The sequence below is a fragment of the Candidatus Rokuibacteriota bacterium genome (genome assembly GCA_030647435.1).
Taxonomy (GTDB): domain Bacteria; phylum Methylomirabilota; class Methylomirabilia; order Rokubacteriales; family CSP1-6; genus AR37.
In genome coordinates this window covers 1-26,328 of the sequence record JAUSJX010000135.1, presented here as the reverse complement: position 1 = coordinate 26,328, position 26,328 = coordinate 1, and the positions used below count along the sequence as shown (strand labels likewise).

24 protein-coding genes, 1 tRNA gene and 1 pseudogene are annotated in these 26,328 nt (G+C 68.6%); 13 read left to right on the top strand and 13 right to left on the bottom strand.

The features are described from left to right. Positions 1-15: 15 nt before the first annotated feature. Complete coding sequence (locus Q7W02_23865) at positions 16-756, bottom strand: cupin domain-containing protein (GenBank protein ID MDO8479169.1); 741 nt, start codon at positions 754-756, stop codon at positions 16-18. A 148-nt stretch (positions 757-904) separates the two neighbouring features. Then, positions 905-2,113: a flavodoxin-dependent (E)-4-hydroxy-3-methylbut-2-enyl-diphosphate synthase gene (gene ispG, locus Q7W02_23860; GenBank protein MDO8479168.1), complete on the bottom strand. Its 1,209-nt coding sequence runs from the start codon at positions 2,111-2,113 to the stop codon at positions 905-907. 102 nt (positions 2,114-2,215) lie between these two features. Between ispG and Q7W02_23855 the strand changes: the two genes are divergently transcribed. Continuing rightward, positions 2,216-2,674, top strand: a complete 459-nt coding sequence (locus tag Q7W02_23855; protein ID MDO8479167.1) for a MaoC family dehydratase — start codon at positions 2,216-2,218, stop codon at positions 2,672-2,674. A gap of 6 nt (positions 2,675-2,680) precedes the next feature. Here the strand turns inward: Q7W02_23855 and Q7W02_23850 are convergent, their stop codons facing one another. The 3 genes and pseudogenes from Q7W02_23850 to Q7W02_23840 form a co-directional block, all read right to left on the bottom strand. Beyond that, a complete protein-coding gene (locus tag Q7W02_23850) occupies positions 2,681-3,070 on the bottom strand; it encodes a coiled coil domain-containing protein (protein ID MDO8479166.1) in 390 nt (129 codons plus the stop codon). 62 nt (positions 3,071-3,132) lie between these two features. Then, positions 3,133-3,267 (bottom strand): annotated as a pseudogene (locus Q7W02_23845) (Bcr/CflA family drug resistance efflux transporter). A 182-nt stretch (positions 3,268-3,449) separates the two neighbouring features. Then, positions 3,450-5,030: a hypothetical protein gene (locus Q7W02_23840; protein ID MDO8479165.1), complete on the bottom strand. Its 1,581-nt coding sequence runs from the start codon at positions 5,028-5,030 to the stop codon at positions 3,450-3,452. A 162-nt stretch (positions 5,031-5,192) separates the two neighbouring features. Between Q7W02_23840 and Q7W02_23835 the strand changes: the two genes are divergently transcribed. Then, entirely contained in the window at positions 5,193-5,753 is a 561-nt protein-coding gene (locus tag Q7W02_23835) for a thiamine pyrophosphate-binding protein (GenBank protein MDO8479164.1), read from the top strand. Positions 5,754-5,755: 2 nt separating this feature from the next. Then, positions 5,756-6,355, top strand: coding sequence for a thiamine pyrophosphate-dependent enzyme (locus Q7W02_23830; GenBank protein MDO8479163.1), 600 nt, complete (start codon positions 5,756-5,758; stop codon positions 6,353-6,355). 130 nt (positions 6,356-6,485) lie between these two features. Here the strand turns inward: Q7W02_23830 and Q7W02_23825 are convergent, their stop codons facing one another. Next, positions 6,486-7,388 carry a VOC family protein gene (locus Q7W02_23825; protein ID MDO8479162.1) on the bottom strand — a complete coding sequence of 301 codons (903 nt, stop codon included), beginning with the start codon at positions 7,386-7,388 and terminating at the stop codon, positions 6,486-6,488. A 132-nt stretch (positions 7,389-7,520) separates the two neighbouring features. On the opposite strand from Q7W02_23825, the gene Q7W02_23820 reads away from it, so the two are divergent. Beyond that, the gene (locus tag Q7W02_23820) at positions 7,521-9,851 is read left to right on the top strand and encodes a xanthine dehydrogenase family protein molybdopterin-binding subunit (protein ID MDO8479161.1); all 2,331 of its coding nucleotides are present in this window, start codon (positions 7,521-7,523) and stop codon (positions 9,849-9,851) included. Here the strand turns inward: Q7W02_23820 and Q7W02_23815 are convergent. From Q7W02_23815 to Q7W02_23790, 6 genes are all read right to left on the bottom strand, one after another. Continuing rightward, positions 9,848-10,009 (bottom strand): hypothetical protein, encoded by a 162-nt coding sequence (locus tag Q7W02_23815; protein MDO8479160.1) that lies wholly within the window; start codon positions 10,007-10,009, stop codon positions 9,848-9,850. The two genes, Q7W02_23820 and Q7W02_23815, sit on opposite strands and share 4 nt — an antisense overlap. 197 nt (positions 10,010-10,206) lie before the next feature. Then, complete coding sequence (locus Q7W02_23810; protein MDO8479159.1) at positions 10,207-10,824, bottom strand: peroxiredoxin family protein; 618 nt, start codon at positions 10,822-10,824, stop codon at positions 10,207-10,209. Between the two features lie 11 nt (positions 10,825-10,835). Further along, positions 10,836-14,021, bottom strand: coding sequence for an adenylate/guanylate cyclase domain-containing protein (locus Q7W02_23805; protein ID MDO8479158.1), 3,186 nt, complete (start codon positions 14,019-14,021; stop codon positions 10,836-10,838). A 23-nt stretch (positions 14,022-14,044) separates the two neighbouring features. Then, positions 14,045-14,668, bottom strand: coding sequence for a redoxin domain-containing protein (locus Q7W02_23800; protein MDO8479157.1), 624 nt, complete (start codon positions 14,666-14,668; stop codon positions 14,045-14,047). A 218-nt stretch (positions 14,669-14,886) separates the two neighbouring features. Next, a complete protein-coding gene (locus Q7W02_23795) occupies positions 14,887-15,918 on the bottom strand; it encodes an LLM class F420-dependent oxidoreductase (GenBank protein ID MDO8479156.1) in 1,032 nt (343 codons plus the stop codon). Then, the gene (locus Q7W02_23790; protein MDO8479155.1) at positions 15,918-16,442 is read right to left on the bottom strand and encodes a DinB family protein; all 525 of its coding nucleotides are present in this window, start codon (positions 16,440-16,442) and stop codon (positions 15,918-15,920) included. The genes Q7W02_23795 and Q7W02_23790 overlap by 1 nt, the downstream gene beginning before the upstream one ends. 192 nt (positions 16,443-16,634) lie before the next feature. On the opposite strand from Q7W02_23790, the gene Q7W02_23785 reads away from it, so the two are divergent. The 5 genes from Q7W02_23785 to clpX all read left to right on the top strand — a co-directional run bounded on the left by Q7W02_23785 (position 16,635) and on the right by clpX (position 21,805). Continuing rightward, positions 16,635-18,407: an acyl-CoA dehydrogenase family protein gene (locus tag Q7W02_23785; GenBank protein MDO8479154.1), complete on the top strand. Its 1,773-nt coding sequence runs from the start codon at positions 16,635-16,637 to the stop codon at positions 18,405-18,407. 96 nt (positions 18,408-18,503) lie between these two features. Beyond that, a tRNA-Leu gene (locus Q7W02_23780) sits at positions 18,504-18,589 on the top strand. A 22-nt stretch (positions 18,590-18,611) separates the two neighbouring features. Then, positions 18,612-19,880, top strand: a complete 1,269-nt coding sequence (gene tig / locus Q7W02_23775) for a trigger factor (protein MDO8479153.1) — start codon at positions 18,612-18,614, stop codon at positions 19,878-19,880. 35 nt (positions 19,881-19,915) lie between these two features. Next, positions 19,916-20,542, top strand: coding sequence for an ATP-dependent Clp endopeptidase proteolytic subunit ClpP (gene clpP / locus Q7W02_23770; GenBank protein MDO8479152.1), 627 nt, complete (start codon positions 19,916-19,918; stop codon positions 20,540-20,542). A 12-nt stretch (positions 20,543-20,554) separates the two neighbouring features. Then, positions 20,555-21,805, top strand: coding sequence for an ATP-dependent Clp protease ATP-binding subunit ClpX (gene clpX / locus Q7W02_23765; GenBank protein ID MDO8479151.1), 1,251 nt, complete (start codon positions 20,555-20,557; stop codon positions 21,803-21,805). Positions 21,806-21,913: 108 nt separating this feature from the next. Here the strand turns inward: clpX and Q7W02_23760 are convergent, their stop codons facing one another. Beyond that, complete coding sequence (locus Q7W02_23760) at positions 21,914-22,702, bottom strand: GNAT family N-acetyltransferase (protein MDO8479150.1); 789 nt, start codon at positions 22,700-22,702, stop codon at positions 21,914-21,916. A gap of 58 nt (positions 22,703-22,760) precedes the next feature. Between Q7W02_23760 and rsmI the strand changes: the two genes are divergently transcribed. The 4 genes from rsmI to Q7W02_23740 form a co-directional block, all read left to right on the top strand. Then, positions 22,761-23,462, top strand: coding sequence for a 16S rRNA (cytidine(1402)-2'-O)-methyltransferase (gene rsmI / locus Q7W02_23755; protein ID MDO8479149.1), 702 nt, complete (start codon positions 22,761-22,763; stop codon positions 23,460-23,462). Then, entirely contained in the window at positions 23,441-24,229 is a 789-nt protein-coding gene (thiD, locus tag Q7W02_23750) for a bifunctional hydroxymethylpyrimidine kinase/phosphomethylpyrimidine kinase (protein ID MDO8479148.1), read from the top strand. Before rsmI ends, thiD begins: the two co-directional genes overlap by 22 nt. Next, a complete protein-coding gene (gene tatC, locus Q7W02_23745; protein ID MDO8479147.1) occupies positions 24,229-25,029 on the top strand; it encodes a twin-arginine translocase subunit TatC in 801 nt (266 codons plus the stop codon). Before thiD ends, tatC begins: the two co-directional genes overlap by 1 nt. A gap of 25 nt (positions 25,030-25,054) precedes the next feature. After that, positions 25,055-26,328, top strand: a 1,274-nt coding sequence (locus Q7W02_23740) for a DEAD/DEAH box helicase (protein MDO8479146.1), incomplete at its 3' end; no start/stop codon positions are given.

Sequence of the window (26,328 nt, the reverse complement as noted above, 5' to 3'; positions counted from 1 at the left end):
GGGAGCGCGCGGATGTCAAGCGAAGCGCCAGCCGTCGAGCGCTCGCGGGTTCTTTGGGACGACGCGCAGCGGCAGGTCGCGCGGGCCGAGGATGCCCGCGTCGAGGAGCGCCTGCGCGCCCCGGCCGAGATCCTCGCGCCGGAGCGACGGCATGGTCGAGAGTCGGCTCGCGAGGGCGTGGGCTCGGGCGGGAAGCGTGACGACCCCGCCGGGGAGCCAGAGCGGGAAGTCGCCGCGCTTCCGATCAACCGGACCCGCGAAGACGGGCACCTGTGTCCAGACGCGATCGCGGCTCAACCGCGGGATGGGCTCGGCCTGCCCGGCCGCCACGTCCCATGTCGTGATCGCTGCCGCAGCGGGGGCGCCTTTGAGCGGCTTCTTGCGCGTCTTCCAGGTGAGCGACAGCGCGAGCGAGCGGCCGTGGCAGAGGACGCGGTGTGGCGTCCGCGGCGGCATGTAGAAGAGCGAGCCGGCCTCGAGGTGGCGAGTGGTCCAGCCGCGGCCGATGATCCTCTCGTCGAGGTCCGCGCGCGTGCCGCGCGGCACCTGCGGTCCCGTCGTCACGGTGCGCCGCCCTTCGAGCTGCACCCACACGCTGTCCACTTCGCCGTCGTGGTGGAGCCCCATGCCCTGGCGGCCTTTTCCGTTAACGATGAAGAGAAAGGAGGTTTCCTCCCGGCCGGGGCCGAAGAGCGTCGCGCGGAGCGCCGCCATGAGACGCGCCACGCGCGGCAGCACCTGGTGGGCCTGCGGCATGTAGATCGTGGCGCCCGCGGCGAAGGCGCGATCGATCTGCGCGCGGGTGGGGCGCCGCTGGTAGGTCCGCTCCGCCGCGATCTGGACGGGAAGGCCGGAGCGGGCCAGCCTTATCGCCTCGCGAAAAGACGGCGCGAGCGCTGTGCTGTTACTTCTTCGAGGCGGCGTAGCGCTTCTCGACGTAGTTGTCGAGAATCTCGAGGAACTCGGCAACGATCCTGTCGCCCTTCAGCGTGAGCTTGAGCGCGCCGTCCACGAAGACAGGGGCCTTGGGCTCCTCGAAGGTGCCGGGCAGCGAGATGCCGATGTTGGCGTGCTTGCTCTCGCCGGGGCCGTTGACGACGCACCCCATCACCGCGACCTTGAGCTCTTCCACGCCCGCGTACTTCGACTTCCACACCGGCATCTGTTCGCGGAGGTAGGCCTCGATCTCCTCGGCCATCTCCTGGAAGAAGGTCGAGGTCGTGCGCCCGCAGCCGGGGCAGGCCGTCACCTGCGGCAGGAAGCTCCTGAGCCCCATGGACTGGAGGATCTGCTGGGCGACCAGCACCTCTTCCGTCCTGTCGCCGCCGGGCTTGGGGGTGAGCGACACGCGGATCGTGTCGCCGAGTCCCTCCTGGAGCAGGATCGAGAGCCCGGCGGAGCTGGCGACGATGCCCTTGGCGCCCATGCCCGCTTCGGTCAGCCCCAGGTGCAGCGGGTAGTCTGAGCGCGGCGCGAGCTGGCGGTAGACGTCCACCAGGTCCTGGACGCCCGAGACCTTGGCCGAGAGGATGATGCGGTCGTGGGCCAGGCCCGTCTGCTCGGCCAGCTCGGCCGACCGGATGGCGCTCTCGACCATGGCGTTCATGGTCACGTCGCGCGCGGAGAGCGGCTCGCGCAGCTTGGAGTTCGTGTCCATCATCTCGGTCAGCAGGTTCTGGTCGAGGCTGCCCCAGTTGACGCCGATGCGCACGGGCTTGCCGTTGTCCACGGCGACCTTGACGATGGCGGTGAAGTTGTCGTCGTGGTGCTTGCCGCCGACGTTGCCCGGGTTGATGCGGTACTTGGCGAGCGCCTTCGCGCAGGCGGGGTACTTGGTCAGGAGCACGTGGCCGTTGTAGTGGAAGTCGCCGATGACGGGCGCCTGCACCTGCTTGACGATCTCGGGGACGGCCCGCGCCGCGGCGTCGTTGTTGACCGTCACGCGCACGAGCTCGCTGCCCGCCGCGTGGAGCGCGTTGACCTGCGCTACCGTGCCGGCGATGTCCGCCGTGTCGGTGTTGGTCATGGACTGGACGGCGATGGGCCGCTCGCTGCCGACCTTGACGCTGCCCACGTCCACCAGCACCGTCTTCCTGCGCTTGGAGAAGCTCATATCAGCGCCCACTATATCATGGGGATCGAGGGCTTCCAGAGCGCCCCGGGATCGTGGATAATCGGGCTCCGGAGAACCCAAACCCCGATCGAGGAGAACGCCATGCTCGTTGTCGAGACCCCGAAGGACCTGAAACAGCACATCGGCAAAACGCTCGGCCCGTCCGAGTGGATCGTCGTGGACCAGCCCATGATCGACAAGTTCGCGGAGGCGACGGGCGACCACCAGTGGATCCACGTGGATGTCGAGCGCGCGAAGAAGGAGATGCCCGGCGGCAAGACGATCGCCCACGGCTACCTGACCCTGTCGCTCCTGCCTCGGCTGGTCCCGCAGCTCCTGAAGGTGGAGAAGCGGAGCCGTGGCCTCAACTACGGATCCAACAAGATCCGCTTCACCAACACCGTGCCCGCCGGCTCGCGGGTCCGGCTCAAGCAGACCATCAAGAACGTGGAAGACGTCGAGGGCAACGGCGTCCGCATCACCTCCGAGATGGTGATGGAGGTCGAGGGGCAGGAGCGGCCGGCGCTGGTCGCCGAGGTGCTCGGCATCCAGTACACCTGAGGGCGGCTACTGGAAGCGGGCCCTGGCCTTCTCGTAGGTCTGCTTGACGGAGTCCATGGCCGAGTTCGCGCCGGCCTTGACGTCGTTCCACGCCGAGGCCGAGGAGGCCTTGACGGCCTCGGTCTTCTGGGCGAGGACGGCCTTCTGCCGGTCGAGCACTTCCATGTCGCGCGCGAACTCGGCCTTGACGGCATCGCTCGCCCGCCCGGCCTTGGCCTTGAGCTCGTCGATCTTGACGTCGAGCTCCCGCTTCTGCGTGACGAGGGCGCGCTGGTACTCTTCCTTCTTCTCGTACGTGTAGTCGGCAGTCTGGCGGCTGTCCTCCTTCATACCGGAGACGGTGTTGCAGCTCGCAAGCGTGGCGGCGGCGATGAGCGCGATGGCGAGAGTGCGCATGGATCCTCCTACGCCGACGGTAGACGAGCGTGGGCCGGGCGTCAAGCCGCCAGGCGATGCACGGCGAGGGTGAGCTGCACCTGCGCTTCGCTCGCCGCGAGATCGCGCGAGATCGCCTGGAAGCTCGGCAGGTACATGTCGATGGACAGCGACCCGAACGCCGACAGCGCGCCCAGGATAAGGGCGAGTCTCGTCATCGGTACAATCTGGGGCCCAGCCCGGCCATCAGGCCTCTCAGCCGGGATCTCTCCCACGACCCGGATCAAGCAATCCACCATGGCGCCGATCGTGCCAGAGCGCCTGCGAGTGCATAGCTGACATAGACCCCGTTCTTGGACACCGCGGGCCCACAGCGGCCCTTGTCACAGCGACCGAACGGTCACTTGCCGAGGAACGTCTTCGCCTGCCGGATCTCGGGCCGCTCGCTGTCGGCCTTCTCGCCGAGTGTCACGATCTGGGAATAGTACGTCCTGGCCTTGGTCCGGTCGCCTGCCAGCTCGGCCGCGCGAGCCGCGCCGAAGAGCCCCTTGAAGCGGTTCGGCTCTACCCGCATCGAGGCCTCGAACTCCTTCAGCGCCTGAGCCGGCTCGTTCGACTCGAGCAGCATCTCGCCCAGGAGCTCGCGCGCGGGTACGAGCGGTCCGGGCGTGACCGGGTGCTTCTCGGTCGCGTCCTCGCGGTCGGCAGCCGAGCGCAGGAGCACGAGCGCATCGTCCTTCTTTCCCTCGGCCCGTGCGATCCACGCGGCCACCACGCGGTGCTGGATGTCGACCTGCTCCGCCCAGTAGCCGTTCTTCGCCGCAACGAGGGCGTCCCGCAGCACCTGGAGGCGGTCGAGATCCTGTCGCGCCGCCGCCGCGTTGCCGCTGCGCGCGGCGCCGAGGCCTCGCGCGAACACCAGCTGCGCTTCCGACTGCGGGAAGCGTCCCCACGGGAACTCCTTCCCGAAGAGCGTGAGCGACGCGGCCTCCGACCAGCGGCCGCGCTCGAGCACATAGCGGGACGGAATGGTCGCCAGGGCGAAGCCGGTCACGAAGTGCTCGAGGTTTATTTTCTGGATCGCGTTCATGTCGTCGAGCACGCGCTTCGCCGCTTGATCCTGCGCCATCTGCAGATACGCGTACGTCAGGTAGTCCATGGCGTGCAGCTGGTTGAAGTGATCCTGGGCGGCGGCCGCCGAGGCGCGGTTCGACTCGATGGAGTCCGGCCAGTAGCCCCGCCGCGTGAAGATGTGAGAGGGCATGTGGAGCGCATGCGGCGCCGCCGGCGCGATGCCGGTGTAACGGCGGGCGGCACTGAGCCCTCTTTCGGCGATCAGCGGGTAGTCGTAGCTGTGGATCAGGTAGTGCGCCACGCCCGGGTGCTGGGGCTGCTCGGCGAACACCTTCTCGAGAATGGAGGCGGCCTTCAGCTGATTCGCGTAGGTCTTGTCGGTCGGGAGCGCCGTCGCGTTCAGGGCGAGGGCGTAGAAGATCGCCGCTTCGCGATCGTCGGGATAGCGCTGGGACAGTCGCTCCATCGCCTGGAGGTAGGCGAGGGCCCGCGCCCGGTGATCAACCGTCGCCGCGTCCTTGTAGAAGACCTCGAGTGCGCCGATGTAGTCGCGCTCGCGCTGGGTCTTGGCGCCCGCGGCCTTCGCCTTCTCGACGGCGGCCCAGCCGTCGGCGAGCCCCTTGGCTGACGGCGGCCACCCGAAAGGGTTGCCGAGCGCGTTCATCGCGATCCCCCAGTGGGCCATCGCGCAGCCGGGGTCCTTCTGGAGCACGCTGGCGAGCGCGTTGAGCGACGCCGGGTGGTAGAAGGAATGCAGCGCGGCGATGGCGCGGTCGAACTCCGCCTGGACCTCGGCGTTGCATGACGTCGGGAAACTGACCTTGCCGACCTTTTCTTGCGCCGCGGTACCCGCGACGCCGACAACCATCATCAGGGACAGACAGAGGGCGAGTGTGCGGAGTGTCATGGTTTGAAACCTCCAATTCCGAGTTCGGGGCCGGCGTTGCGTGAGGAGCCGTGAGGGCGATTCTAGTCTGAAATGACTACGTGAACCGGGATTTCCGATATGGACCGAAGCAGCGCGTTGACGGTGCTAGTATATGCGGACCAAATGCCCCGGGGAGGCGCGATGCCCGAATCCATTCCAGCGTCACTGATCATCGACACGTTGAAAGACACCTTTCGCGAGGCGCGCGCCGCGCTGGCGGCGGAAGTCGCCGAGCCGCCGAAGCACAGCCACCTCGGCTGGATCCTGAGCGTGCCGGACACGCACCAGAAGTCCGTGCTGGCCGCCCTCGACAAGGAAGAGCAGATCCGGGTCCTGACCTGCGCGACGGAGGACGAGGCCACGACCATCGCGGCCGGCCTCCACATCGGCGGCGAGCCGTGCGTGCTGATGATCCAGCACGCGGGGCTCTACGCCTCGGTCAACACGCTGCGCGGCGTGGCCATGGACGGCCAGATCCCGCTCTTCTACATGATCGGCCTCTTGAGCCGCGAGAAGGACAAGGAGCCGCGCGAGTCGCGGCATTCCATGGTCCGCTACTGCGAGCCGCTGCTCGACACCTTCGGCGTGCCGCACGCGCGGCTCGAGGGGCCCGACGACGTCCACCTGATCCCCGAGTACTACCGCCTGAGCCGCGCGCGCAAAGGCCCGGCCGCGGTGCTGGTCGGTTTGGAGACCATCTAGCCATGGCCCCCGACGTCAAGCCGATGAAACCCGAGGAGATCCTGCAGCTCATCAATGCCCAGCGGGGAAGCGCGATCTGCGTGCCGACCATGACCACGTCGCCGGCCTGGCGGACCATCGCCCCCGACGATCTCTCCGTTACCTGCGTCGGCTTCATGGGCGGCGCGTCGTCGCTCGGCCTGGGGCTTGCCCTCGCGCAGCCCGACCGCCGCGTCCTGGTGCTGGACGGCGACGGCTCGCTGCTCATGCAGCTGGGCTCGCTCGCCACGGTGGCGGGCGCCGCCCCGCGGAACCTCGTGCACTTCCTGTTCAAGAACGGCGTCTACCACACCTCGGGCGCTCAGGGGATCCCTGGGGGTCTCACGGTGGACTTTGTCGCGATGGCCAAGGGCGCGGGCTACAGGATGGCGTGCGCCATCCACGATATCGAGGATTTCAAGCGCCGGCTTCCCGAGCTGCTGAAAGCCGAGGGGCCGGTTTTCGTGGAGCTCCACACCGGCCTGTCCGAGCAGACGCCGATGACCGCGAGCGGCGGCGTGCCCTTTCCGCAGCAGGTCAGCGACCTGCGCGCGAAGCTCCTGAAGCCTCACGCGCGCGCCTAGCCTCAAATCGGGGTCAGGTCTTGCAATCCAACATTCGGGCTCGACAGATGGTCGTTTGTCCCGGTTGGCTCTGATCAGAAATGTATGATTGCAAGACCTGACCCCGATCCGCGTGCCTGAGCCGCGCGGCCTAGCGGGCGGCAGGGGTCGGCGTGGCCTGCGCCGGCTCGAGCTGGACCTTGTGGCCCCAGATGGTTCCGCGGTCGTGCCGCTGGACCTGCCAGACCGCGTCGTCCACCAGCCGTCCGCCCCAGCCGTACTCGACCTCGAAGCCCGACGGCGTCGACATGTAGAAGGACACCATCTGGTCGTTCGAGTGGCGGCCGAGCGAAGACACCACGGGGACGCCCGCCCGGGTCGCCAGGTCGAGCGCAGTGCCGACATCGTCCAGCGTGTTGGTCTCGAGCATGAAGTGCCACAACTTCTTGTCGCGGCTCCGGGGCAGGTCCGGGATGCTGGGCTGGAAGGCGATCGAGTGGTGCCGCGGGTTGCAGTGCAGGAAGACCATGGTGTTGATGTAGTCGGAGACCCGGAAGCCGAGCGCCTTCGTGAGGAGCCCCGCGCTTTCGTCCCGATCCGTGGAGCGCAGGACGACGTGGCCGAAGCCGAGCGAGCCTGTCTTAAAGCCTGACATGGGGCGCGCCGGCTGGAAGGGCGGGTCCCAGCGGGTATTGGGGCCGATGGAAAGCTCGAAGGGCAGGTCGCCGGTCTCGAACTTCACGAAGTCGAGGACCCGGCGGTGGGCGATCTCGGCCGGCGTGCCCTGCGTGACCGATACTCCGGCGGCGCGCAGGGCGGCCTTGGCTTCCTCGAATGACGCGGTGGTCGCCGCCTGCAGCCCGATATAGAGGACGTCGTCCTCGCCGCTCGGGTGGAGCGCGATCCGGTGGTGGTTCTCGTCCATCCGCAGGTACACGGTGCCGTCGTCGGCGCGCTCGATGATCTGCATGCCGAGGATGTCCGTGGCGAAGGTTTTCCAGGCGTTCATGTCGCTGACGCCGATGCCGAGGTACGCGAGCTGAGAGACAGCCATGGCCTTATCCTCCCCTGAGGTTGGTGCGGCTACGATAGCGACGGCGGGCCGCGCAGTCAAGTTACAAGGATGCTAGAATCCGCCCGCGCCGGACCTCGACCACGCGTCGAACCTCGATGAGGAGGAGCACGGATGGGGCAGTACGGCATCGGGCAGTCGGTCAAGCGGTTCGAGGACCCCCGCCTCGTGCGGGGCGAGGGCAGATTCCACAACGACGTCAACCTTCCCGGCCAGGTTTACGTAGTCGTCGTGCGGTCGCTCCATGCCCACGCGCGGATTGTCTCGATCGACACGACCGCGGCCGCGGCCGCCCCCGGCGTGCTCGCGGTCTTCACCGGGGCCGACCTGGCGCGGGACGGCCTCGGCACGATGAAGATGACGCTGAAGCGGAAGCGCCCGGACGGCTCGCCGATGTGGGCGCCACCGCACCGGGGGCTGACGCAGGACCGCGTCCGCTACGTGGGTGACCCCATCGCGCTCGTGGTCGCTGGGACGCTGGCCGAGGCCGAGGACGCGGTGGAGCTGGTTCGTGTCGAGTACGAGCCGCTGCCGTCGGTGACGTCGACCGCGGAGGCCGTCGGCGGCGCCCCGGTGTGGGACGAGTGCGCCGACAACATCTCGAACGTCTTCGAGGTCGGCGACAAGGCGGCGACCGAGGCCGCCTTCGCGCGCGCGGCCCACGTCGTCCGGCGCCGCTACGTGATCACGCGCGTGCACGCGCAGTACATGGAGCCCCGCGGCGCGCTTGGCGCCTACGATCCTGGAGAGGACCGCTACACGCTCCACGCCGACGTCCAGTACCCGCACCGCGTCAGGAACGCGCTCGCGAGCAACATCTTCCAGGTGCCCGAGCACCAGATCCGCGTCATCGTGGGCGACGTCGGCGGCGCCTTTGGCACCAAGGGCTGGCAGTACCCCGAGCACAAGCTCGTGCTGTGGGCGGCGCGCAAGCTCGGCCGGCCCGTCAAGTGGCAGTGCGAGCGCCGCGAGGCGATCCCGGCGGACGAGCACGCGCGGGACAACGTCAGCGAGGCCGAGCTGGCCCTGGACGCCGACGGGCGCTTTCTCGCCATCCGCGTCCGGACGCTCGCCAACGTGGGCGCCTACATTTCCTCCGACCGCAACCTGCTCGCGACCTTCGGCAACGTGGTCACGGTGGTCGGCGTCTACGCCTTCCCTGCCGCCCACGTGCAGGTTCTGTCCGTGCTGACCAACACCAGCTCGACGGCGCCGTACCGCGGGGCCGGCCGGCCCGAGGCGACGTACGTGATCGAGCGCCTGATCGACGACGCGGCGCGCGAGCTCGGCATGGATCGGCTGGAGCTCAGGCGGAAGAACCTCATTCCCGCCTCGGCGATGCCGTACAAGACGGCGCTCGGCACGACGTACGACTGCGGCGAGTTCGCGAAGAGCATGGAGAGGGCGCTCGTGCTCGCCGACGTCGGGGGCTTTCCCGCCCGGCGCGACGCGTCCCGCCGGCGCGGCGCGCTGCGCGGTCTGGCCGTGGTCAACGCCATCGAGCGGGCGGCGGGGCCCGCGCCCGAATTCGCCGAGATCAGGTTCGCCCCGAGCGGGAGCGCGACCGTCTTCATGGGCACCAAGAACCAGGGGCAGGGGCACGAGACGACGTTCAAGCAGATTCTCCACGAGCGGCTGGGCCTCGACCCCGCCGAGGTCCGCTACATCGACGGAGACACGGACGGGGTCGCCTTCGGCATGGGCACCATGGGCTCGCGCTCGACGGTCATCGGCGGCACCGCGCTCTGGACGGCCGCCGATAAGATCATCGCCAAGGGAAAGAAGATCGCCGCGCGCCTGCTGGAAGCGGCCGAGGGTGACATCGCCTTCGCCGATGGCACGTTCAACGTGGTGGGCACGGACCGGGCCGTGGCAATCAAGGAAGTCGCGCGGGCGGCCTTCGTGCCCGCCCAGCTGCCGCCCGGCCTCGAGCCAGGGCTTTACGAGACGGGCACCTTCGCGCCCAAGACGGACACGTGGCCCAACGGCTGCCACGTCTGCGAGGTGGAGGTGGATCCGGACACGGGGGCCGTCACGCTCGCCAGCTACGCGATCGTGGACGACGTGGGCACCGTGATCAACCCGCTCACGCTCAAGGGCCAGATCCACGGTGGGGTCGCGCAAGGTGTCGGGCAGGCGCTGATGGAGCAGGTCGTGTACGAGCCGGAGTCGGGCCAGCTCCTGACCGCGTCCTTCATGGAGTACGCGATGCCGCGCGCCGACGACTTCTGCGACGTGCACATCGAGAGCAGCCCGGTGCCGACCAAGCTGAACCCGCTTGGGGCCAAGGGCGCGGGAGAGGCCGGCACCGTCGGCGCCCTGCCCGTCGTCATCAACGCGGTCATGGACGCGCTGGCGCCGCTCGGCGTCCGGGAGCTCGACATGCCCGCGTCCAGCGAGCGCGTCTGGGCGGCCATCCAGGCCGCGAAGCGCGGCGGCCCTTAGCCGAGATCATTCAGGACCACCTGCGTGTAGTCCGCTCGTTCGGCTCCGGCCTCGCCGGGCGCGATCTCGAGGCCGTGCGTGACCCGCCAGCCGAGGCTTTCGAGCCAGGCGAGGGTGGCCTGTTCGACGACGGATTCGGTGACGCCGCGCTCGGTCACGCGTCGCCCCCTTCCTCAGCGGGCGGTTCTACGAGCTCTACCATCGCCGCAAAATGTGCGGGGTCCTGCGTCAGTCATGGCCCGCCTCGCCCGAGGGTCCTCCCTCGGACCTGCCTAGTCACAGCCTGATGACCGGGCTGCTTATCCTTGCGTCCTGGCCTCAAGCCATGTCGCGGGGAGTCCCAGGACGCCGGTCTTCACGTCGAGCGCTTGGGGTCCGTTGACGGGTTCGCGCAGCGCTCCAACTCGCGCAGGATCTCCTCCGTGCTCGGTATCTGGCGCACGCCCTGCTCGCCGAAGTAGGCGCCGGAGAGCTTGTAGCGCACGACCGCGTCGCGATCGAGGAGGAAGAACCCCATGTCGCTATCGTGAAGCAAGGTGGGCATCTCACCGAGGTTTGTCCTGGGGTCACCGATCTCGGCCGGCGGCGGCTTCGGGATCTTCGACGCTCCGTAGATCGCCTTCGCGTACCAGGCGAGCGAATGTGGGCGGACATCCACGCCCCACGCGTGGTGGACGCGGTAATCCGGATCGCAGAGATACGGGAATGGGATGGAGAAGTTCCGCGCATAGAAGCGCGCGCGCTCCGGCTTCGTCGGCGTCACCTGCAAGATCTCGGCGCCGAGCGCCTTGATCTTCGGGTAGCCGCGCGCGAGTTGGGACATGTGCGTGCGGCAGAAGGGACACGCCATGCCTTTGGTGAACCAGACGATGAGGTTGCGTTTGCCCCGGTAGTCCTCGGGCCCGATCTCCTCGCCCTGTCCCGACGCCAGGCGAAACGACGGCGCGCGCTGTCCGATCTCCACGCCTGCCATGTCCTGCTCCTTTAGCAGAGGAACGGCAGGACCAGGAAGGTGTCGCTGGTCCATCCCGTCGCCTCTTGCACGTCGCGACTCTTGGTCAGCCACCGCTCCGCCTCTGCCTCGTCGCCCGCCTCGATCGCCAGCGTGGCCAGCCCATCGTAACAGGGGAAGAGCAGCTGCGGCTCTCCCACCGCGCTCGCCACGTCGAGCGCTTCCCGATAATACCGCGCGCTCTCCTCGTGCTCGCCGCGGCACTGATGAATCTGCGCCAGGATGATGAGCGGCACCGGTAGGTGACCGCGCTGCCCGAGACGACGGTCCACCTCGACCGCCGCCTTTGCCGCCTTGACGCCTTCCTCGTAGTCGCCCGCGAGCATGCAGTGCCCGCCCGCGAGTGTGCAGAAGAGCCATGCCTGCTGGAGCTGATCGCCGATCTTCTGCGCCAGCGCCAGCCCCTCGCGGCAGTACTCGCTGGAGCGCACGTGATCGAACGCTGCGTACATCACGGCCAGGTTGCTGTACGCACGACACGCGACGGCGCCAAGCTGGTGGGCCAACGCCGTGTCGAGGCTCTGCTGGACGTACTCTGCCGCCCGCTCGATGTCGCCCGCGCGGGCCATGGCCACGCCGAGCGTGTTGCACGCATGGGAGACGACGTCCGGTGCGCCCAGCGCGTTGCCGAGCGTCAGCGCACGTCGCGCCCACTCCATCGCCCGATCGTGGTCGCCGAGTCGGAAGTGGATGCGCCCCAGCTCTTGGTAGAGGCGCGCCGCCGCCGCGTTGTCGGCGTCGCCGCCGAGCGCGGCGAGCCCGCGCTGGAGGTGGTCGAGCGCGCGCTCCCGTTCGCCGGCGTCCCAGGTGGCCACGCCCAGCTTGCGGTGCAGCTCGGCCGCCCGAATGCGGTCGCCCGCGCGCTCGACGAGGCCGAGCGCCTCCGCGAGGTCGCGAAGCGCATCGCCGAGACTGCCGTGCGCATGCGCGGCGTCACCGAGCTTTTCTAGAACGACCGCGCGATGGCCGTCGTCAGCGCCGTCCAGCGCCTGCCGGTAGTACGCGATGGCGTCGTCGTAGGCGAAGAGGCTACGGGCGCGGTCGCCGGCAAGCACGAGGTAGTGCAACGCCTTCGCCCGGTCGGCACTCCTCGCGTAGTGCCGCGCCAATTCTTGTAGAACGTCCTCCGGCCGCTCGACGTAGAGCTCTTCCAGGGCTTGGCCCGCCCGCGCATGCAGCTCCGCGCGCGACTTCACCAGCAGACTCTGGTAGGCCACCTGCTGGACGAGCAGGTGCATGAAACGGTACCGCTGCTCGGGGAAGAGCGCGGTTTCGCCCAGCAGCTCGGCGCGTACCAGCACCGCCAGCTCAGCGAACAGGTCGAGGCCGGGCGGCGCGATGGCCTCCAACAGCGGCAAGGGAAACTCGCGGCCGAGCACGGCCGCCACCTGCAGCACGCGCTTGGCCGAATCGGGCAGCCGGTCGATGCGCGCGGTGAGGAGATCCAGGATAGTCGACGGCACTTCGGCCTCGGCGAGGGCGGCCGCGTCTCCGCCGGTGAGCAGGCCGCGGTCCCTGAGGTAGCCCGTCAGCTCCTCGATGAAAAGTGGATTGCCCTCCGCGCGCTTCACGATGAGCTGTCGCGCCGCCGGCGCGACCTCCGCGCGGTCGAAGAGCGCCGTCACCATCTCGGCTGTGTCCTCCTCGGAGAACGGCTCGAGCACCAGCCGCTGGTGGAAGGAACGGTTCTCCCACCCGGACGCGTAGCCCTCACGGTAGGTGCACACGAGGAGGATCGAGTGCGCGGCGAGACTGTCCACGACGGAGTCGAGGTAGTCGCGCGAGCTGCTGTCGATCCATTGCAGGTCTTCCATGAGCAGGAAGAGCGGGCGGTGTTGCGCCCCGCGCAGCGTCAGCGCGCGCACCGCCTCTACGAGCCGACGCTTGCGCTGGGCGTCGTCGAGGCCGTCTATGTCCAGCTCGACGGCCGGCAGCGCCAGCACGTGCTTGAGGTAGGGGATGGTCCACTCGAGGCTCGCGTCCAGGCGTCGCACGCCCGTCTCGACTTTATGCACCTGCGACTTCTCGGCCTCGCCCTCCTCTAGCCGAAAATTCATCTGTAGCAGCTGCGCGATGAGGTTGAACGGTAGCGCCTCACGGTGCGGGTGACAGCGGGCCGACAGGAATGTGATCGCGTCTTCGTCGAGCCCGCGCTTCAGCTCGTAGGCCAGGCGCGATTTGCCCATGCCCGCCGCGCCAACGACCGACACGACGTTGCCGCGCCCACGCCGCGCCTTGTCGAACGCATCGCGGAGAAAGGCCAGCTCGCGCTGCCGCCCGACGAGGGCCGTCAACCCCCGCTCCAGCGCCAGGTCGAAGCGCGCGCGCCCGCTCCGCTGGCCGGTGACGGTGAAGGTCTGCACGGGCGCCGGCAGCCCCTTCATCTCGACCTCGCCCGCGGGCTCGATGAGGAAGTAGCCGGCGACGAGCCGCATCGTGGCCTCGCTGAGGCGCACGCCACCCGGCGGCGCCGCCTGCTGCAGGCGCGCCGCCAAGTTCACCGTCTCGCCCTGCGCTGTGTAGTCCATGCGCAGGTCGTCGCCGATCTTGCCGACGACCACAAGCCCAGTGTTGATGCCGATGCGCACCGCGAACTCGATGCCGCGCTGGCTGAGCAGCGCTTCCGCGTACTGCCGCACCGCCTGCTGCATGGCCAACGCCGCCGCCACCGCGCGCGCCGCGTGATCTTCGTGCGCGATGGGCGCGCCGAAGAGCGCCATGATCCCATCGCCCGTGAACTGATTCACGGTGCCTTCATAGCGGTGCACGGCGTCGAGCAGGTGCTGGAAGCAACCGTCCATGATCCCGTGCAGGTCTTCCGGGTCCAGCCTGGAGGACAGCGCCGTGAAGCCGACGCAGTCGACAAAGACGACGGTGACCTGCTTGCGCTCGCCCTCCAGCGCGCTGCGCGAGGTGAGGATGCGGTCGGCGAGATGCTTGGGGGTGTAGCCGGTCGGCGCCTGCGCCGCGTGGAGCGGCGCAGCCGCGGAGGCCGCGGGTGGAGCGGTGGTGACGGGCTTGCCGCACTCGTCGCAGAATTTCGCGGCGGCGCGCAACGGAGTGCCGCACCCCGCGCACGCACGGGGCAGGGCGGCGCCGCAGTTCTCGCAGAACTTGGCGGCGGCGCGATTGTCGTGCCGGCACTGTGAGCATGTCACGGCGTCATCGTACTCCCGTTCAGTCAGCCCCCCACGCCGCGGGCAGCCGCGACGATCTCCGTGGGGCTCGGAAACTTCGCCAGCTCATGCACTCCCTGCTGGGCTTCGATGTGCGTCCATCGCACGATCCCGTCGCGATCGATCAGGAAGTGGCCGCCCAACTGCGTTCCGTGCGTAGCGAAAATGTCTTCGTCGACCTTCGTCATGACGAAGCCGTCTTTCGCGTTCAAGGCGACGTTCGCCTCCATCGGATGCAGCGGGCTCGGCAGCTCCCCCGTCGGGTTGATGCGCACCGCGGCAAACGAATCGTCGGGCTTGACCGTGGGCACGCCGAACGACTGGTGCGTGCGCGCGTCGGGATCGGCGAGCAGCACCACGCGTGTGGGATGGTAGCGGAAGTAGAGTCCCGCCCGCCCGCGCTGGGTGTTCAATACCGCCACCGTGGCGATGCCCATGCCGGCGAGCGTGTCGTGGATGCCGGAGAACTGGAAGATCTGGCGGCGGCAGAATGGGCAGTGGAGGCCGCGGAAGAGGCCGAGAAGCACGGCGCTGCTGCCGCGATAGTCGGCGAGGGAAACGTCGCCCGCCTGGTTGATGGCCGGCAGAGTGAACTCCGGCGCTCGGTCTCCGGGGCGCAACGTCGCCATGGACATCACGAGAGTAGTGTACTCAAATTCGGCGGGCCGACGAGAAGTTGTTCCGAGGTGATGCTCGACCAGGTCCGTATTGAGGCGAGCGAGTCCCTGGTAGTCACCCATCGGGTGGAACCCTCCGAACCAGCCCGGAGCCTCAGTGGCCGCGTCTTTTCGCTGCAGCTGAGCCATGCGACCTCGCTGCGTTCACCCGTGATATCGGAATTCCGGCCTTAGAGGGCCCGGACAAGCTCGAGCAGGCGCCCGAGCGTGGCGAGCCGTGCGTCGAGCGAATCACCCGCGGGCTCGACGCGCAGCGTGGTGATCCCGGCCTGGCGATACGCCTCGAGGCGCTTGCGCACCATCGCCTCCGTGCCGAGGAGGTTGGTCTTGAGCACGAGCTCGTCGGGCACCCGCGCGGCGGCCTCTTCCCTGCGGTCGTCCAGCCAGAGGCGCTGGACCTCGACCGCGACGTCCTCGTAACCCGCCCGCTTGAACGCGTCGTTGTAGAAGTTGTGCTGGCGCGAGCCCATGGCCCCGAGCGTGAAGGCGAGGCCGGGCTTGCGCGGCGGGATCAACCGCTCGACGTCATCGGAGAAGGCGACCACGCCGCCCGCCTGGAGGTCGAGCTGGACGAGCGAGCGGCCCGCGCGGACGGCGCCCGCCTCCAGGTGGTCGAAGAACACGCGCGCGTGCTCGGGCATGAAGGAGGTGCCGAGCCAGCCGTCGGCGATCTCTCCCGTCATCTCGAGGCTCCTCGGTGACAGCGTGGCGAGGTAGATGGGGATGTCCGGCTGGGGCCGTGCCGCCGACCTGAGCGCCTTGCCCTCGCCTCCGGGCAGCGGCAGCTCGTAGATCTTGCCCTTGTAGGCGAGGCGCTCGCCTCGCGCTGCGCGCCGCACGATCTCGACCGTCTCGCGCATACGCGCTACGGGCCGCTCGAAGCGGATTCCGTGCCACCCTTCGATGACCTGCGGCCCGCTCACGCCGAGCCCGAGCATGAAGCGTCCGCCCGACATTGCGGCCAGGCTCATGGCCGTCATCGCGATGAGCGCGGGTGTGCGCGTGCCCGCCTGCATGATCCCCGTGCCGAGGCGGATGCGAGAGGTGCGCGCCGCCATGAAGGCGAGCGGGGTCGCCGCGTCGTGTCCCCACGCCTCGGCCGACCACAGGCAGTCGACGCCGAGGCGCTCCGCCTCCACCACATAGGCGCTCGCCGCCTGCCAATCGTCGTTGGCGAGCTTGAGCGAGATGGAAACGCGCATCAGGCGCTGCGGGACGCCGTCATTGCGGCGGCGATCTTCTGAAGCTGGCCGGCGTGGTCCAGGTCGTGGAGGCGCATGAAGAGCAGGGTCTCGCGCCAGTTGAGCGGGCCGAACATCCCGTGCTCGATGGGGCGCTCGAGGCTGGCGAGGGGATCGGCGCGCAGCACGCGCTCGAACAAGGCCTCGCGATCTCGCGTTAGGAGGGCCGACCACTCGGCCGCCGCGCGGGTGGGCGTGCCGGCGACGCCCTGGTCTTTCATTCGCCTCGGCGGCGGCGCCTGGTCGAGGGCGCTCGTGATGCCGGCACCGAAGTAGGCGCCCGCGGCGACGACGTGCGCCATCACCTCGTTCGCGCTCCACTCGTCGGCGGCCGGGCGCTCGGTGAAGCGGGCGGCCGGAATGGCCTCCGCCGCCGTCCGGAGGTCTGCCGTCGCCGCGCGGATTTTCTCGATGATGGCGGCCGGCGAGAGCTTCGCGCCCTGCGCCTCCAGATAGCTCCGGATCCGCGCTTCCTCGTCGGTCATGTCGTTCTCCTCACACGATCTCTTCGCCCAGGATGCGCCACGTCTCTCGCCAGGATGCGCCGCCTCTCTCGAATGTCGCGGAAAGGGTAACATAGTGCTGCCGGGTATTCGCCGCCCGCAGGCGCGGCCGTCGGCCGAGTTGACAGCGCCGCTCCGAGTTGAGATAAGCGGGGTCATGAGGGGAGAGCCGCGATGAGCCTCACGAGCAAGGGCGCGCAGCCGGCGCAAGACGGGATGCCGACGACCCGGGGGATGAATTTTTTCCTGGAGGACCGGAACCTCCAGTTCCTCTGCGAATCGGTAATGGGCGCCGCGACCTTCGAGCGCGCCCGGCCGCACCTCGTCGAGATGGGCGAGGTCGCCGGCGGAGAGCTCGATGACTTAGCAGCCCAGGCGGACAAGAACCCGCCGGTCCTCCGCGCCTTCGACCAGGCCGGCCGGCGCGTGGACGAGGTCGTCTTTCACCCGTCCTACCGCCGCATGGAGACCATCGCCTTTGAGCGCTTCGGCCTCGCGGCGCTCTCGCACCGGGACGGCGTGCTCGGCTGGCCCGGTCGCGTGCCGCAAACGGTCAAGTACGCGCTCTCCTACCTCTTCGCCCAGTCCGAGTTCGGCCTGCTCTGCCCTGTCAACATGACGGACTCGACCGCGCGGATGCTGAAGCACTACGCGAGCGACGAGCTCAAGGCGGCCTGGATCCCGCGCCTGACCACGACCGACTTTCCTCAGCTCCTGCAGGGGACGCAGTGGATGACCGAGAAGACGGGCGGTTCCGACGTCGGCGCCGCGACCACGCTCGCGCGCAAAGGCGCCGACGGGACCTGGAGGCTCTGGGGCGACAAGTGGTTCTGCTCCAATGCCAACGCGGATGTCGCGCTGACGCTGGCCCGGCCCGAGGGCGCGCCCAAAGGCACGCGGGGGCTCGGCATGTTCCTCGTTCCCAAGTACCTGCCGGACGGCACCAAGAACGGCTGGGTCATCAACCGGCTCAAGGACAAGTTCGGCTCCCGCTCGATGGCCTCGGGCGAGGTGACGTACCAGGGCGCGGTGGCGTACGTGGTGGGCGATGTCGGCCGCGGCTTCAAGCAGATGATGGAGATGGTCAACCTCTCCCGGCTCTCCAACGCGATGCGCGCCGCGGGGATCATGAGGCGGGCGCTCCTCGAGTCCGTCGTCCACGCCAGCGGCCGCGCGGCCTTCGGCGGGCCGCTCATCGCGCTGCCTCTGCTCCGCGCCAACCTGATGGAGATGCTGCTCGACGTCGAGGCCGCGGCCTCGGTCGTCTTCAACGCCGCGGCGGTGTTCGACCGCTGGGACGGCGGCTCGGTCGAGGACCGCAAGCTCTTCCGTATCTGGACGCCGATCGCCAAGTGCTGGATCACGGCGCGGGCGCGGGCCGTGGCGAGCGAGGCCATGAACGTGCGCGGCGGCAACGGTTATATAGAAGAGTGGGTCAACGCGCGGCTCGTGCGCGACAGCTACCTGGGCGCCATCTGGGAGGGCGCGACCCCAGTGGTGGCGCTCGACGTCCAGCGCGCCATCATGCGCGAGCAGTGCCACGAGGCCCTCTTCGCGTATATCGGCTCGCGGCTCCAGCACGTGACGGAGCCGGCGGCCAAGCCCTGGGTGGACGTGGTAGTCCAGGCGGTCGAGGCGCTCAAGCGGCGCATCGACGGCTGGGCGGCGCTCTCCCGCGAGGAGTTGGAGCTCGAGGCCAAGCCCGCGGCTGACCTCCTCTACCACCTGCTGGCCGCGAGCCTGCTCCTGGGTGAGGGCCAGACACTCCGCGACGGCGCCCAGGATTTTCGCAAGTTCCTGGTCGGAGCGCTTTATGTCCAGCGATGGCTCCTGCAGCGTGATCTCTACGCGCCGCCCTTCGGCGCGCGCGATCTCGGCTGGCTCGACGCCTTGATCGCCTGGACGCCCGTTCCCAAGTCAGCACTGGCCAGTCGGGCCTCTCACTAGGCCGCCGGCTTGTGGGCCGACTGACAACCCCCCGTTCTGACAGGGGAAAAGGCGGTTCGATCCCCCTTGGCCCTTGTGGTATCCTCACCCTACACCGCGAGAGTGGCGGAACTGGCAGACGCGCTGGACTTAGGATCCAGAGGGTCATACCCGTGGGGGTTCGACTCCCCCCTCTCGCACCAGCCTTTCTCATCAGGAGCCTGAATGAAAGTCGCCGTCGAAGAGATCGGCGCGTGCAAGCGCCGCCTGCAGGTGGAAGAAGGTCCGGAGGTCGTCCAGGACGCGTGGGAGAAGGCCTTCAAGCGCGTCCAGAAGGAGGCGAAGCTTCCCGGCTTCCGCAAGGGCAAGGTGCCGGCGGGCATGATCAAGCTGCACTTCGCCGATGACGTCCGCAAGGAGGTCGCCCGCAACCTGATCCCCGACGTCTATCGCCAGGCGCTCCAGGAGACCAAGCTCCGCCCCGTGGAAGAGCCCGACCTCAAGGAAGTGACGCTCGAGGAGGGCGCGCCGCTCAAGTTCGAGGCGATGGTGGAGATCAAGCCCGCCATCGCACTCGGCCAGTACGCGGGGTTGACCGTCAAGCATGCGCCCAAGCCCTTCGAGGAGCGCGAAGTGGACGAGGCGCTCGAGCACCTGCGGGAGCAGCACGCCGAGTTCCGCGCCGTGGAGCGCCCGGCCGATCTCCACGACCACGTGATCATGGATTACACGCTGACGCCCGAGGGCATGGACGCGCGGACGGAGACGGGCTACGGGTTTCTCATCGGCTCGGGCGCGGTCATGCCCGAGGTGGAGGAGGCTGTGATCGGGCTCGTAGCGGGAGGCGAGCGCACCGCGCGCGTCCGCTTCTCCGACAACCACCGGACCGAGGCGCTTCGCGGCAAGGCGGGCGAGGCAAAGGTCAAGGTCACCGAGGTCAAGGAGAAAGTGCTCCCCGCTCTCGACGACGGGCTGGCCAAGACCGTGGGGCAGTTCGACACGCTGGACGCCCTCAAGGAGGGGGTCCGGAAGGGTCTTGAGGCGCGGCGGGACGCGGAGAACCGGCAGGCGCTCGAGGACGCCGTCACCGAGGCCGTGCTGGCGGGGCACCCGGTCGAGGTGCCTGAGGCGCTGGTGCTGCGCCAGGTGGGCCACCTGATCGAGCACACGCGCGAGCGTGTCAGGCGCCAGGGCATGGACCCCGACAAGCTGCCCTGGGACTACGGCAAGCTGCTGGAAGAGCTCAAGCCGGGGGCCGAGAAGGCCGTGCGCCGGTCGCTCGTGCTCGAGGCCATCGCCGAGAAGGAGGGGCTCATCCCGACGGACGCCGACGTCGACGCCGAGGTGGAGAAGATCGCGGTCGCCAACAACCGGCCTGTCCCGGCCGTGAGGCGGATGATGCAGGATAGCGGCGACCTGGACGGGCTGCGGCACTCGCTCCGCGAGACCCGGACGCTGGAGTTTCTCATCTCGAAGTCAACCGTGGCGGCCTAGGGTACACTGAGCGCATGGCAACCAAGAGGCGTCCCATGGCGTTGGTTCCAATGGTGGTGGAGCAGACGCCCCGCGGCGAGCGGGCGTTCGACATCTTCTCGCGTCTCCTCAAGGAGCGGATCATCTTCCTGCCGACCTATATCGAGGACGAGATCGCGAACCTCGTGATCGCGCAGATGCTCTTCCTCGAGGCCGAGGACCCGGACAAGGACATCGCGCTGTACATCAATTCGCCGGGCGGCTCGGTGACGGCGGGCATGGCGATCTACGACACCATGCAGTACATCAAGCCCGACGTCAGCACGATCTGCATGGGCCAGGCGGCCTCGATGGGGGCGCTCCTGCTGGCGGCCGGCGCCAAGAACAAGCGCTTCGCCCTGCCGCACGCGCGGATCATGATCCACCAGCCGCTCGGGGGGGTCCAGGGGCAGGCGACGGATATCGACATCCAGGCCAGGGAGATCCTCCGGATGCGGGAGGAGCTGAACGGCATCCTGCTCCACCATACGGGCCAGACCATGGAGAAGATCCAGCGGGACACCGACCGCGACTTCTTCATGACCGCGGAGCAGGCCAAGGACTACAAGATCGTGGACGAGGTCATCTCCTCCAAGCCGACCCCGAGGCCGGTAGCCGGCGCGCCGGCGATGGCGGGGAGATAGGCGGCTCGGGGCATGGCGGCTCGGGCGCGCGAGGGCGGAGGGACGCTGAAGTGCTCGTTCTGCGGCAAGAGCCAGAACGATGTGCGCAAGCTCATCGCGGGGCCCACGGTCTACATCTGCGACGAGTGCATCGAGCTCTGCAACGACATCATCGCGGAGGAGTGGGAGGAGGAGAAGAGTAAGGAGCTCCGCAGCCTCCCCAAGCCCGCCGAGATCAAGAACGTGCTCGACCAGTACGTGATCGGGCAGGAGCGGGCGAAGAAGGTCCTCGCCGTCGCCGTCCACAACCACTACAAGCGCGTCGAGGCGGGCGGCGAAGCCGGCGACGTCGAGCTCCAGAAGGCGAACATCCTGCTGATCGGCCCGACCGGCTCCGGCAAGACGCTGCTCGCGCAGACCCTCGCCAAGATGCTCCACGTGCCCTTCACCATCGCCGACGCGACCACGCTGACCGAGGCGGGCTATGTCGGTGAGGACGTGGAGAACATCATCCTACGATTGCTGCAGGCGGCGGACTACGACGTCGAGCGGGCCCAGCGGGGCATCGTGTACATCGACGAGATCGACAAGATCGCGCGCAAGAGCGAGAACCCGTCCATCACCCGCGACGTCTCGGGCGAGGGCGTCCAGCAGGCGCTCCTGAAGATCCTCGAGGGCACGGTCGCCAACGTGCCGCCCCAGGGCGGGCGGAAGCACCCGCACCAGGAGTTCATCCAGGTCGACACGGCCAACGTGCTCTTCATCTGCGGCGGGGCGTTCGTCGGGCTCGACAAGATGGTCGAGAACCGCGTGGGCAAGACCGGCATGGGCTTCGGCGCCGAGATCAAGAGCCGGGAGGACCGGCGGGTGGGCGATCTCCTGGCGATGGTACAGCCCGAGGACATGCTCAAGTACGGCCTCATCCCCGAGTTCGTCGGGCGGCTGCCGGTCGTCGCGACGCTCCACGACCTGGACGAGGCGGCGCTCGTGCGTATCTTGAGAGAGCCCAAGAACGCCATCATCAAGCAGTACCAGAAGTACTTCGACCTCGAGAAGGTGCGGCTCAAGTTCACCGACGACGCCGTCGCCGCCGTGGCCCGCGAGGCCATGAAGCGCGGCACGGGCGCGCGGGGGCTCCGAGCGGTGCTGGAGGAGGTCATGCTCGAAGTGATGTACGAGCTGCCATCCCTCCCGGGGCTCAAGGAGTGCATCATCACGCGCGAGGCGATCGTGAGCCGCGAGCGCCCGATCCTCATCTCGGAGCCGAAAGAGCAGTCCGCCTGACGCCTCCCCTCACCCTCTCAGCCCTCGCCTCGCCGAAGGCGTCTCAGCTCGAACTGCGGCCCTCTCCCCCTCTCGGGGGCGAGGGTATCGATTAGCTTCCCCTCTCCCCTATGGTTCCAACTTCCCTCTCCCCGCTGGGGAGAGGGAGGGGTGAGGGGCGATTGGATGCCGCATCCACACGTTGGCTTCCTCGTAGCGCCCGATATCGCGCCTGACGTCGATCTTCACCGGTTGGAACGCGCCCGCGACGACGTACGTCCCGCTCTCCGGGAAGCGCAGTCCCGTCCACTCTTCCCATCGAGCAACGGTGTCGGTCACCACCATCGCCTTCGGGGCGACCCGCATGATCTCGGCGCCCATTCGCTGGTGCACGCGGAGCCACGGATCGAAGAACCCGCCGTCGGCGCGCGTCCAGGTGACGTAGCGCTCCATGGGCGTGAGCGGGTAGAGCTGCTTGAGCGACGGGCGCACCGGCGCCACGAGGGTCTTCAAGCCGTGACGCCGGGCGATCTCGCCCATGGCCTCGATCACCGGCCGGCTCACCCCACGGCTCCGGTGCGCGGGATCCACGATGGCGGCCAATGCCGAGAGCGCCGTCGGCCGGCGGCCGTCCCGCTTCACCGCCACGCCCCGCTCCAGGATCTCCGGGATGTCCGGCGGGAGGTCAGCCATCGAGCCGTCGCAGATCAAGGGGATGGAGTTCCCAATTGCCACGAGCGCGCCGGCCTCATCCCACAGCCCGAACTGGAAGTCGGCGAAGTCGGTGAAGATCCGGGGCCACAGGGGGCCCGCGCCGTTGCCCTCGCGGACGAAGCGCGGCCAGGCCTGGCGGTGAAACTCGGGGAAGCGCTCCCTGAGCTCCGGCTCCTCGCTGAGGGTGCGAACCGTGAATTCCATGTCAGAATGATCCTCGAATGAGAGCCCGTCGTCCAGCGCCGCCTCTCGAGCCCACGTCATGACCCCCGGCACGCTCTACGTGGTCGCCACGCCCATCGGCAACCTCGAGGACATCACGCTCCGGGCCCTGCGCGTCCTGAAGGAGGTCGGCCTCGTCGCCTGCGAGGACACGCGCCGCACGCGGACGCTGCTGACCCACTTCGGCATCCACGTGCCCGTCACGAGCTACTTCGAGCACAACAAGCTCGCCAAGGGCCCGGCCATACTCAAGACGCTCAGCGAGGGCAAGTCGGTGGCGCTCGTCACCGACGCGGGCACTCCCGGCATCTCGGATCCGGGCTTTCTGCTCGTCCGAGAGGCGAGAGAAGCCGGAATCCCCGTGGTGCCCGTGCCCGGCCCCTCGGCCGTGGTGGCGGCGCTGTCGGCCGCCGGTATCCCCGCCGACAGCTTCGTGTTCGACGGCTTCCTGCCCGTCAAGCCGGGCAAGCGGGTCCACAGGCTCGAGGCGCTCCGCGAGCTCGAGATGACGCTGGTCTGCTACGAGTCGCCTCACCGCATCCTCGCCGCGCTCGAGGCGATAGGCCAGGTGTTCGGCCAGGTCGAGATCGTCGTGGCCCGCGAGCTGACCAAGCAGTTCGAGGAGATCGTCCGCGGCACGCCGGAGGCGCTTCGGGAGCGCTTCGCCGCAGGCACGGTCAGGGGAGAATTCACGCTCGTCATCCCGTATACTAAGAGCCCATGTCCATCCCCAAAGCCCTGAGCATCGCCGGCTCGGATTCCGGCGGCGGCGCGGGCATCCAGGCGGATCTCAAGACCTTCTCGGCCTACCGGGTCTTCGGCATGTCCGTCATCACCGCGGTGACGGCGCAGAATTCCCTGGGGGTCCAGGCCGTCGAGTATCTGCCGCCTTCGCTCGTCGCCCACCAGCTCGCAACCGTCCTGGACGATTTCGGCGCCGACGCCGCCAAGTGCGGCATGCTCGGCACCGCCGCCATCGTCCTAGCGGTGGCGGCCGGGTTGCGCGCGCATCCGGTGGAGCGGCTCGTGGTCGACCCGGTCATGACCGCCAAGTCCGGCGACGTGCTGCTCGAGCCCGCGGCCGTCCGCGCTGTGACGATGAGCCTCCTGCCCCTGGCCCTCGTGGTGACGCCCAACCTGCCCGAGGCTGAAGCGCTGGCCGGCATGCCGGTGTCGAGCCGGGCCGACATGGAGGAGGCCGCGCGCCGCATCCACAAGCTGGGGCCGCGCCACGTGCTGGTCAAGGGCGGCCACCTCAAGGGCGACGCGGTGGACCTCCTCTACAACGGCCGAGACTTCACGGCCTTCCAGGCCCCGCGCATCGAGTCCGACAACACGCACGGCACCGGCTGCACCTTCTCGGCCGCCATCGTGGCGGGCCTGGCTCAGGGGCGGCCGCTCGGCGAGGCCGTGCGCGACGCCAAGGCTTACGTGACGCGCGCCATCCGCGAGGGTTTCGCCCTCGGCCGCGGCGTGGGCGCGCTCCGGCACTTCCTCACGGAGTGGTGATGGCGGACGAGCAGACGGCGCCCGAGTCCGAGCCCGAGCAGGAGCGCGCGCTCGGCAAGATGTCGTTCATGCAGCACCTGGGCGAGCTCCGGATCCGCATTATGTGGGCGCTGGGCGCCGCCGGCATCGGGCTCGTGATCGCGTTCTTCGTCACCGACCCCGCCATGCGCTTCATCTCCCGGCCGCTGGTCGGGCTGAAGGTCGAGCTGGTCTTCACCACCCCCACCGAGGCCTTCTGGACCTGGATGAAGGTCGCCATGGTGCTGGCCATCTTCATCTCCATGCCCGCCCTTCTCTACCAGGTCTGGAAGTTCGTGTCTCCCGGGCTCCACGCGCACGAGAAGAAATACGCGGCGCCGTTCATCATCGTGGGCTCGCTGCTCTTCCTGGTCGGGGGCGCCTTCGCCATGTTCGTGGTCATCCCCTTCGCCTCGACCTTCCTGGTGACGTTCGGTCAGGAGAAGGGGTGGAAGCCGATGATCACGGTGTCCTCGTACACCGATTTCGTGATCAAATTCGCCCTGGCCTTCGGCATCGTGTTCGAGCTGCCGGTGGTGATCACCGTCCTGGCCCTGATCGGGGTGGTGACGCCGCAGTTCCTCTCGAAGAACCGCAAGTACGCCGTCCTGATCAATTTCGTCATCGCGGCGATCCTGACGCCGACACCGGACATTATCAACCAGTCCCTGATGGCGGGCCCCCTGTGCGTCCTGTACGAGGTCGGCATCATCTGCGCGCGCCTGGCCGTCAGGAAGCGCAAGACGCCGGCGCCGCCCGCCGAGACGATCGCGGCGCCATGAGCCCCCAGGCCACGCCATGAGCCCAATGGACTTCAACTCCCTCGAGCTGCCCGAGCCGGTGATGCGCGGCATCCGCGACGCCGGCTTCGTCGCGGCGACGCCCATCCAGGAAAGCACGCTCCCGCTCGCGCTCAAAGGCAAGGACGTGGCGGGCCAGTCCCAGACGGGCACCGGCAAGACGGCGGTCTTCCTGATCGCCGCCTTCACCCGCTGCCTGCGCCATCCGGCGCCGGCCAAGAGCGGGCCGACGGCGCCGCGCGTGCTGATCATCGCGCCGACGCGCGAGCTGGTGGTGCAGATCGAGGCGGACGCCCGGCTCCTGGGCGCCCACACGGGGCTCAAGATCCGCGCCGTGTACGGCGGCATCGACTACAATAAGCAGCGCGAGGATCTCAGCGAGGCCTGCGACATCCTGGTGGGCACGCCCGGCCGCCTCATCGATTATCTCAAGCAGCACATCTGGTCGCCCCAGCGCGTCGAGATCCTCGTCATCGACGAGGCCGACCGCATGTTCGACATGGGCTTCATCGCCGACCTGCGCTTCATCCTGCGCAAGCTGCCCAAGCCCGAGAAGCGGCAGTCCTTCCTCTTCTCGGCGACGCTCTCCTTCCGCGTGCTGGAGCTGACCTGGGAGTTCATGAACAACCCCACCCAGATCTCCGTCACGCCGCTGCAGAAGACCGCCGAGAACGTCGTCCAGGTGCTCTATCACGCGGGGCGCGAGGAGAAGTTCAGCCTGCTGCTGGGTCTCCTCAAGCGGGAAGGCGGCAGCCGCATTCTGATGTTCTCCAACACGCGCGAAGAAGCGCGCCGCCTCGAGGACCGCCTGGGGCGCAACGGCTGGCAGGCCAAGGCCCTCACCGGCGACGTGGAGCAGAAGAAGCGGCTGAAGATCCTGAACGACTTCAAGAACGGCGAGTTGCCCATTCTGGTCGCGACGGACGTCGCCTCGCGGGGGCTCCACATCGAAGGAGTGACCCACGTCGTCAACTGGGACATGCCCCAGGACCCCGAGGACTACGTGCACCGTATCGGCCGCACCGCGCGCGCCGGGGCCACCGGCAAGTCCATCAGCCTGGCGGACGAGACGGGCGCGCTCCAGATCGAGCCCATCGAGAAGTTCATCGGCGAGAAGATTCCCGTCGAATGGGCCGAGGATGATTGGTTCCTGCCCGAGATCAAGCCGACGAGCGAAGAGCGCCGGAAGTATGCCGACGAGAAGCGCGCGCGCATGGCCGCGCGCGGCGGGCGACCGGGCGGTGGCGGGCGCGGCGCCCCGGGCGGCGGGCGCGGGGGCGG

Bases quoted from the DNA above. Each gene is read 5' to 3' on its own strand.
- rsmI (MDO8479149.1), top strand. From the start codon at position 22,761: ATGACCCCCGGCACGCTCTACGTGGTCGCCACGCCCATCGGCAACCTC.
- Q7W02_23830 (MDO8479163.1), top strand. From the start codon at position 5,756: ATGGCCCCCGACGTCAAGCCGATGAAACCCGAGGAGATCCTGCAGCTC.
- Q7W02_23865 (MDO8479169.1), bottom strand. From the start codon at position 756: ATGCCGCAGGCCCACCAGGTGCTGCCGCGCGTGGCGCGTCTCATGGCG.
- Q7W02_23835 (MDO8479164.1), top strand. From the start codon at position 5,193: ATGCCCGAATCCATTCCAGCGTCACTGATCATCGACACGTTGAAAGAC.
- ispG (MDO8479168.1), bottom strand. From the start codon at position 2,113: ATGAGCTTCTCCAAGCGCAGGAAGACGGTGCTGGTGGACGTGGGCAGC.
- Q7W02_23785 (MDO8479154.1), top strand. From the start codon at position 16,635: ATGAGCCTCACGAGCAAGGGCGCGCAGCCGGCGCAAGACGGGATGCCG.
- Q7W02_23840 (MDO8479165.1), bottom strand. From the start codon at position 5,030: ATGACACTCCGCACACTCGCCCTCTGTCTGTCCCTGATGATGGTTGTC.
- clpP (MDO8479152.1), top strand. From the start codon at position 19,916: ATGGCGTTGGTTCCAATGGTGGTGGAGCAGACGCCCCGCGGCGAGCGG.
- Q7W02_23820 (MDO8479161.1), top strand. From the start codon at position 7,521: ATGGGGCAGTACGGCATCGGGCAGTCGGTCAAGCGGTTCGAGGACCCC.
- Q7W02_23810 (MDO8479159.1), bottom strand. From the start codon at position 10,824: ATGGCAGGCGTGGAGATCGGACAGCGCGCGCCGTCGTTTCGCCTGGCG.
- tig (MDO8479153.1), top strand. From the start codon at position 18,612: ATGAAAGTCGCCGTCGAAGAGATCGGCGCGTGCAAGCGCCGCCTGCAG.
- thiD (MDO8479148.1), top strand. From the start codon at position 23,441: ATGTCCATCCCCAAAGCCCTGAGCATCGCCGGCTCGGATTCCGGCGGC.
- Q7W02_23850 (MDO8479166.1), bottom strand. From the start codon at position 3,070: ATGCGCACTCTCGCCATCGCGCTCATCGCCGCCGCCACGCTTGCGAGC.
- tatC (MDO8479147.1), top strand. From the start codon at position 24,229: ATGGCGGACGAGCAGACGGCGCCCGAGTCCGAGCCCGAGCAGGAGCGC.
- Q7W02_23795 (MDO8479156.1), bottom strand. From the start codon at position 15,918: ATGCGCGTTTCCATCTCGCTCAAGCTCGCCAACGACGATTGGCAGGCG.
- Q7W02_23760 (MDO8479150.1), bottom strand. From the start codon at position 22,702: ATGGAATTCACGGTTCGCACCCTCAGCGAGGAGCCGGAGCTCAGGGAG.
- Q7W02_23825 (MDO8479162.1), bottom strand. From the start codon at position 7,388: ATGGCTGTCTCTCAGCTCGCGTACCTCGGCATCGGCGTCAGCGACATG.
- clpX (MDO8479151.1), top strand. From the start codon at position 20,555: ATGGCGGCTCGGGCGCGCGAGGGCGGAGGGACGCTGAAGTGCTCGTTC.
- Q7W02_23855 (MDO8479167.1), top strand. From the start codon at position 2,216: ATGCTCGTTGTCGAGACCCCGAAGGACCTGAAACAGCACATCGGCAAA.
- Q7W02_23800 (MDO8479157.1), bottom strand. From the start codon at position 14,668: ATGGCGACGTTGCGCCCCGGAGACCGAGCGCCGGAGTTCACTCTGCCG.
- Q7W02_23790 (MDO8479155.1), bottom strand. From the start codon at position 16,442: ATGACCGACGAGGAAGCGCGGATCCGGAGCTATCTGGAGGCGCAGGGC.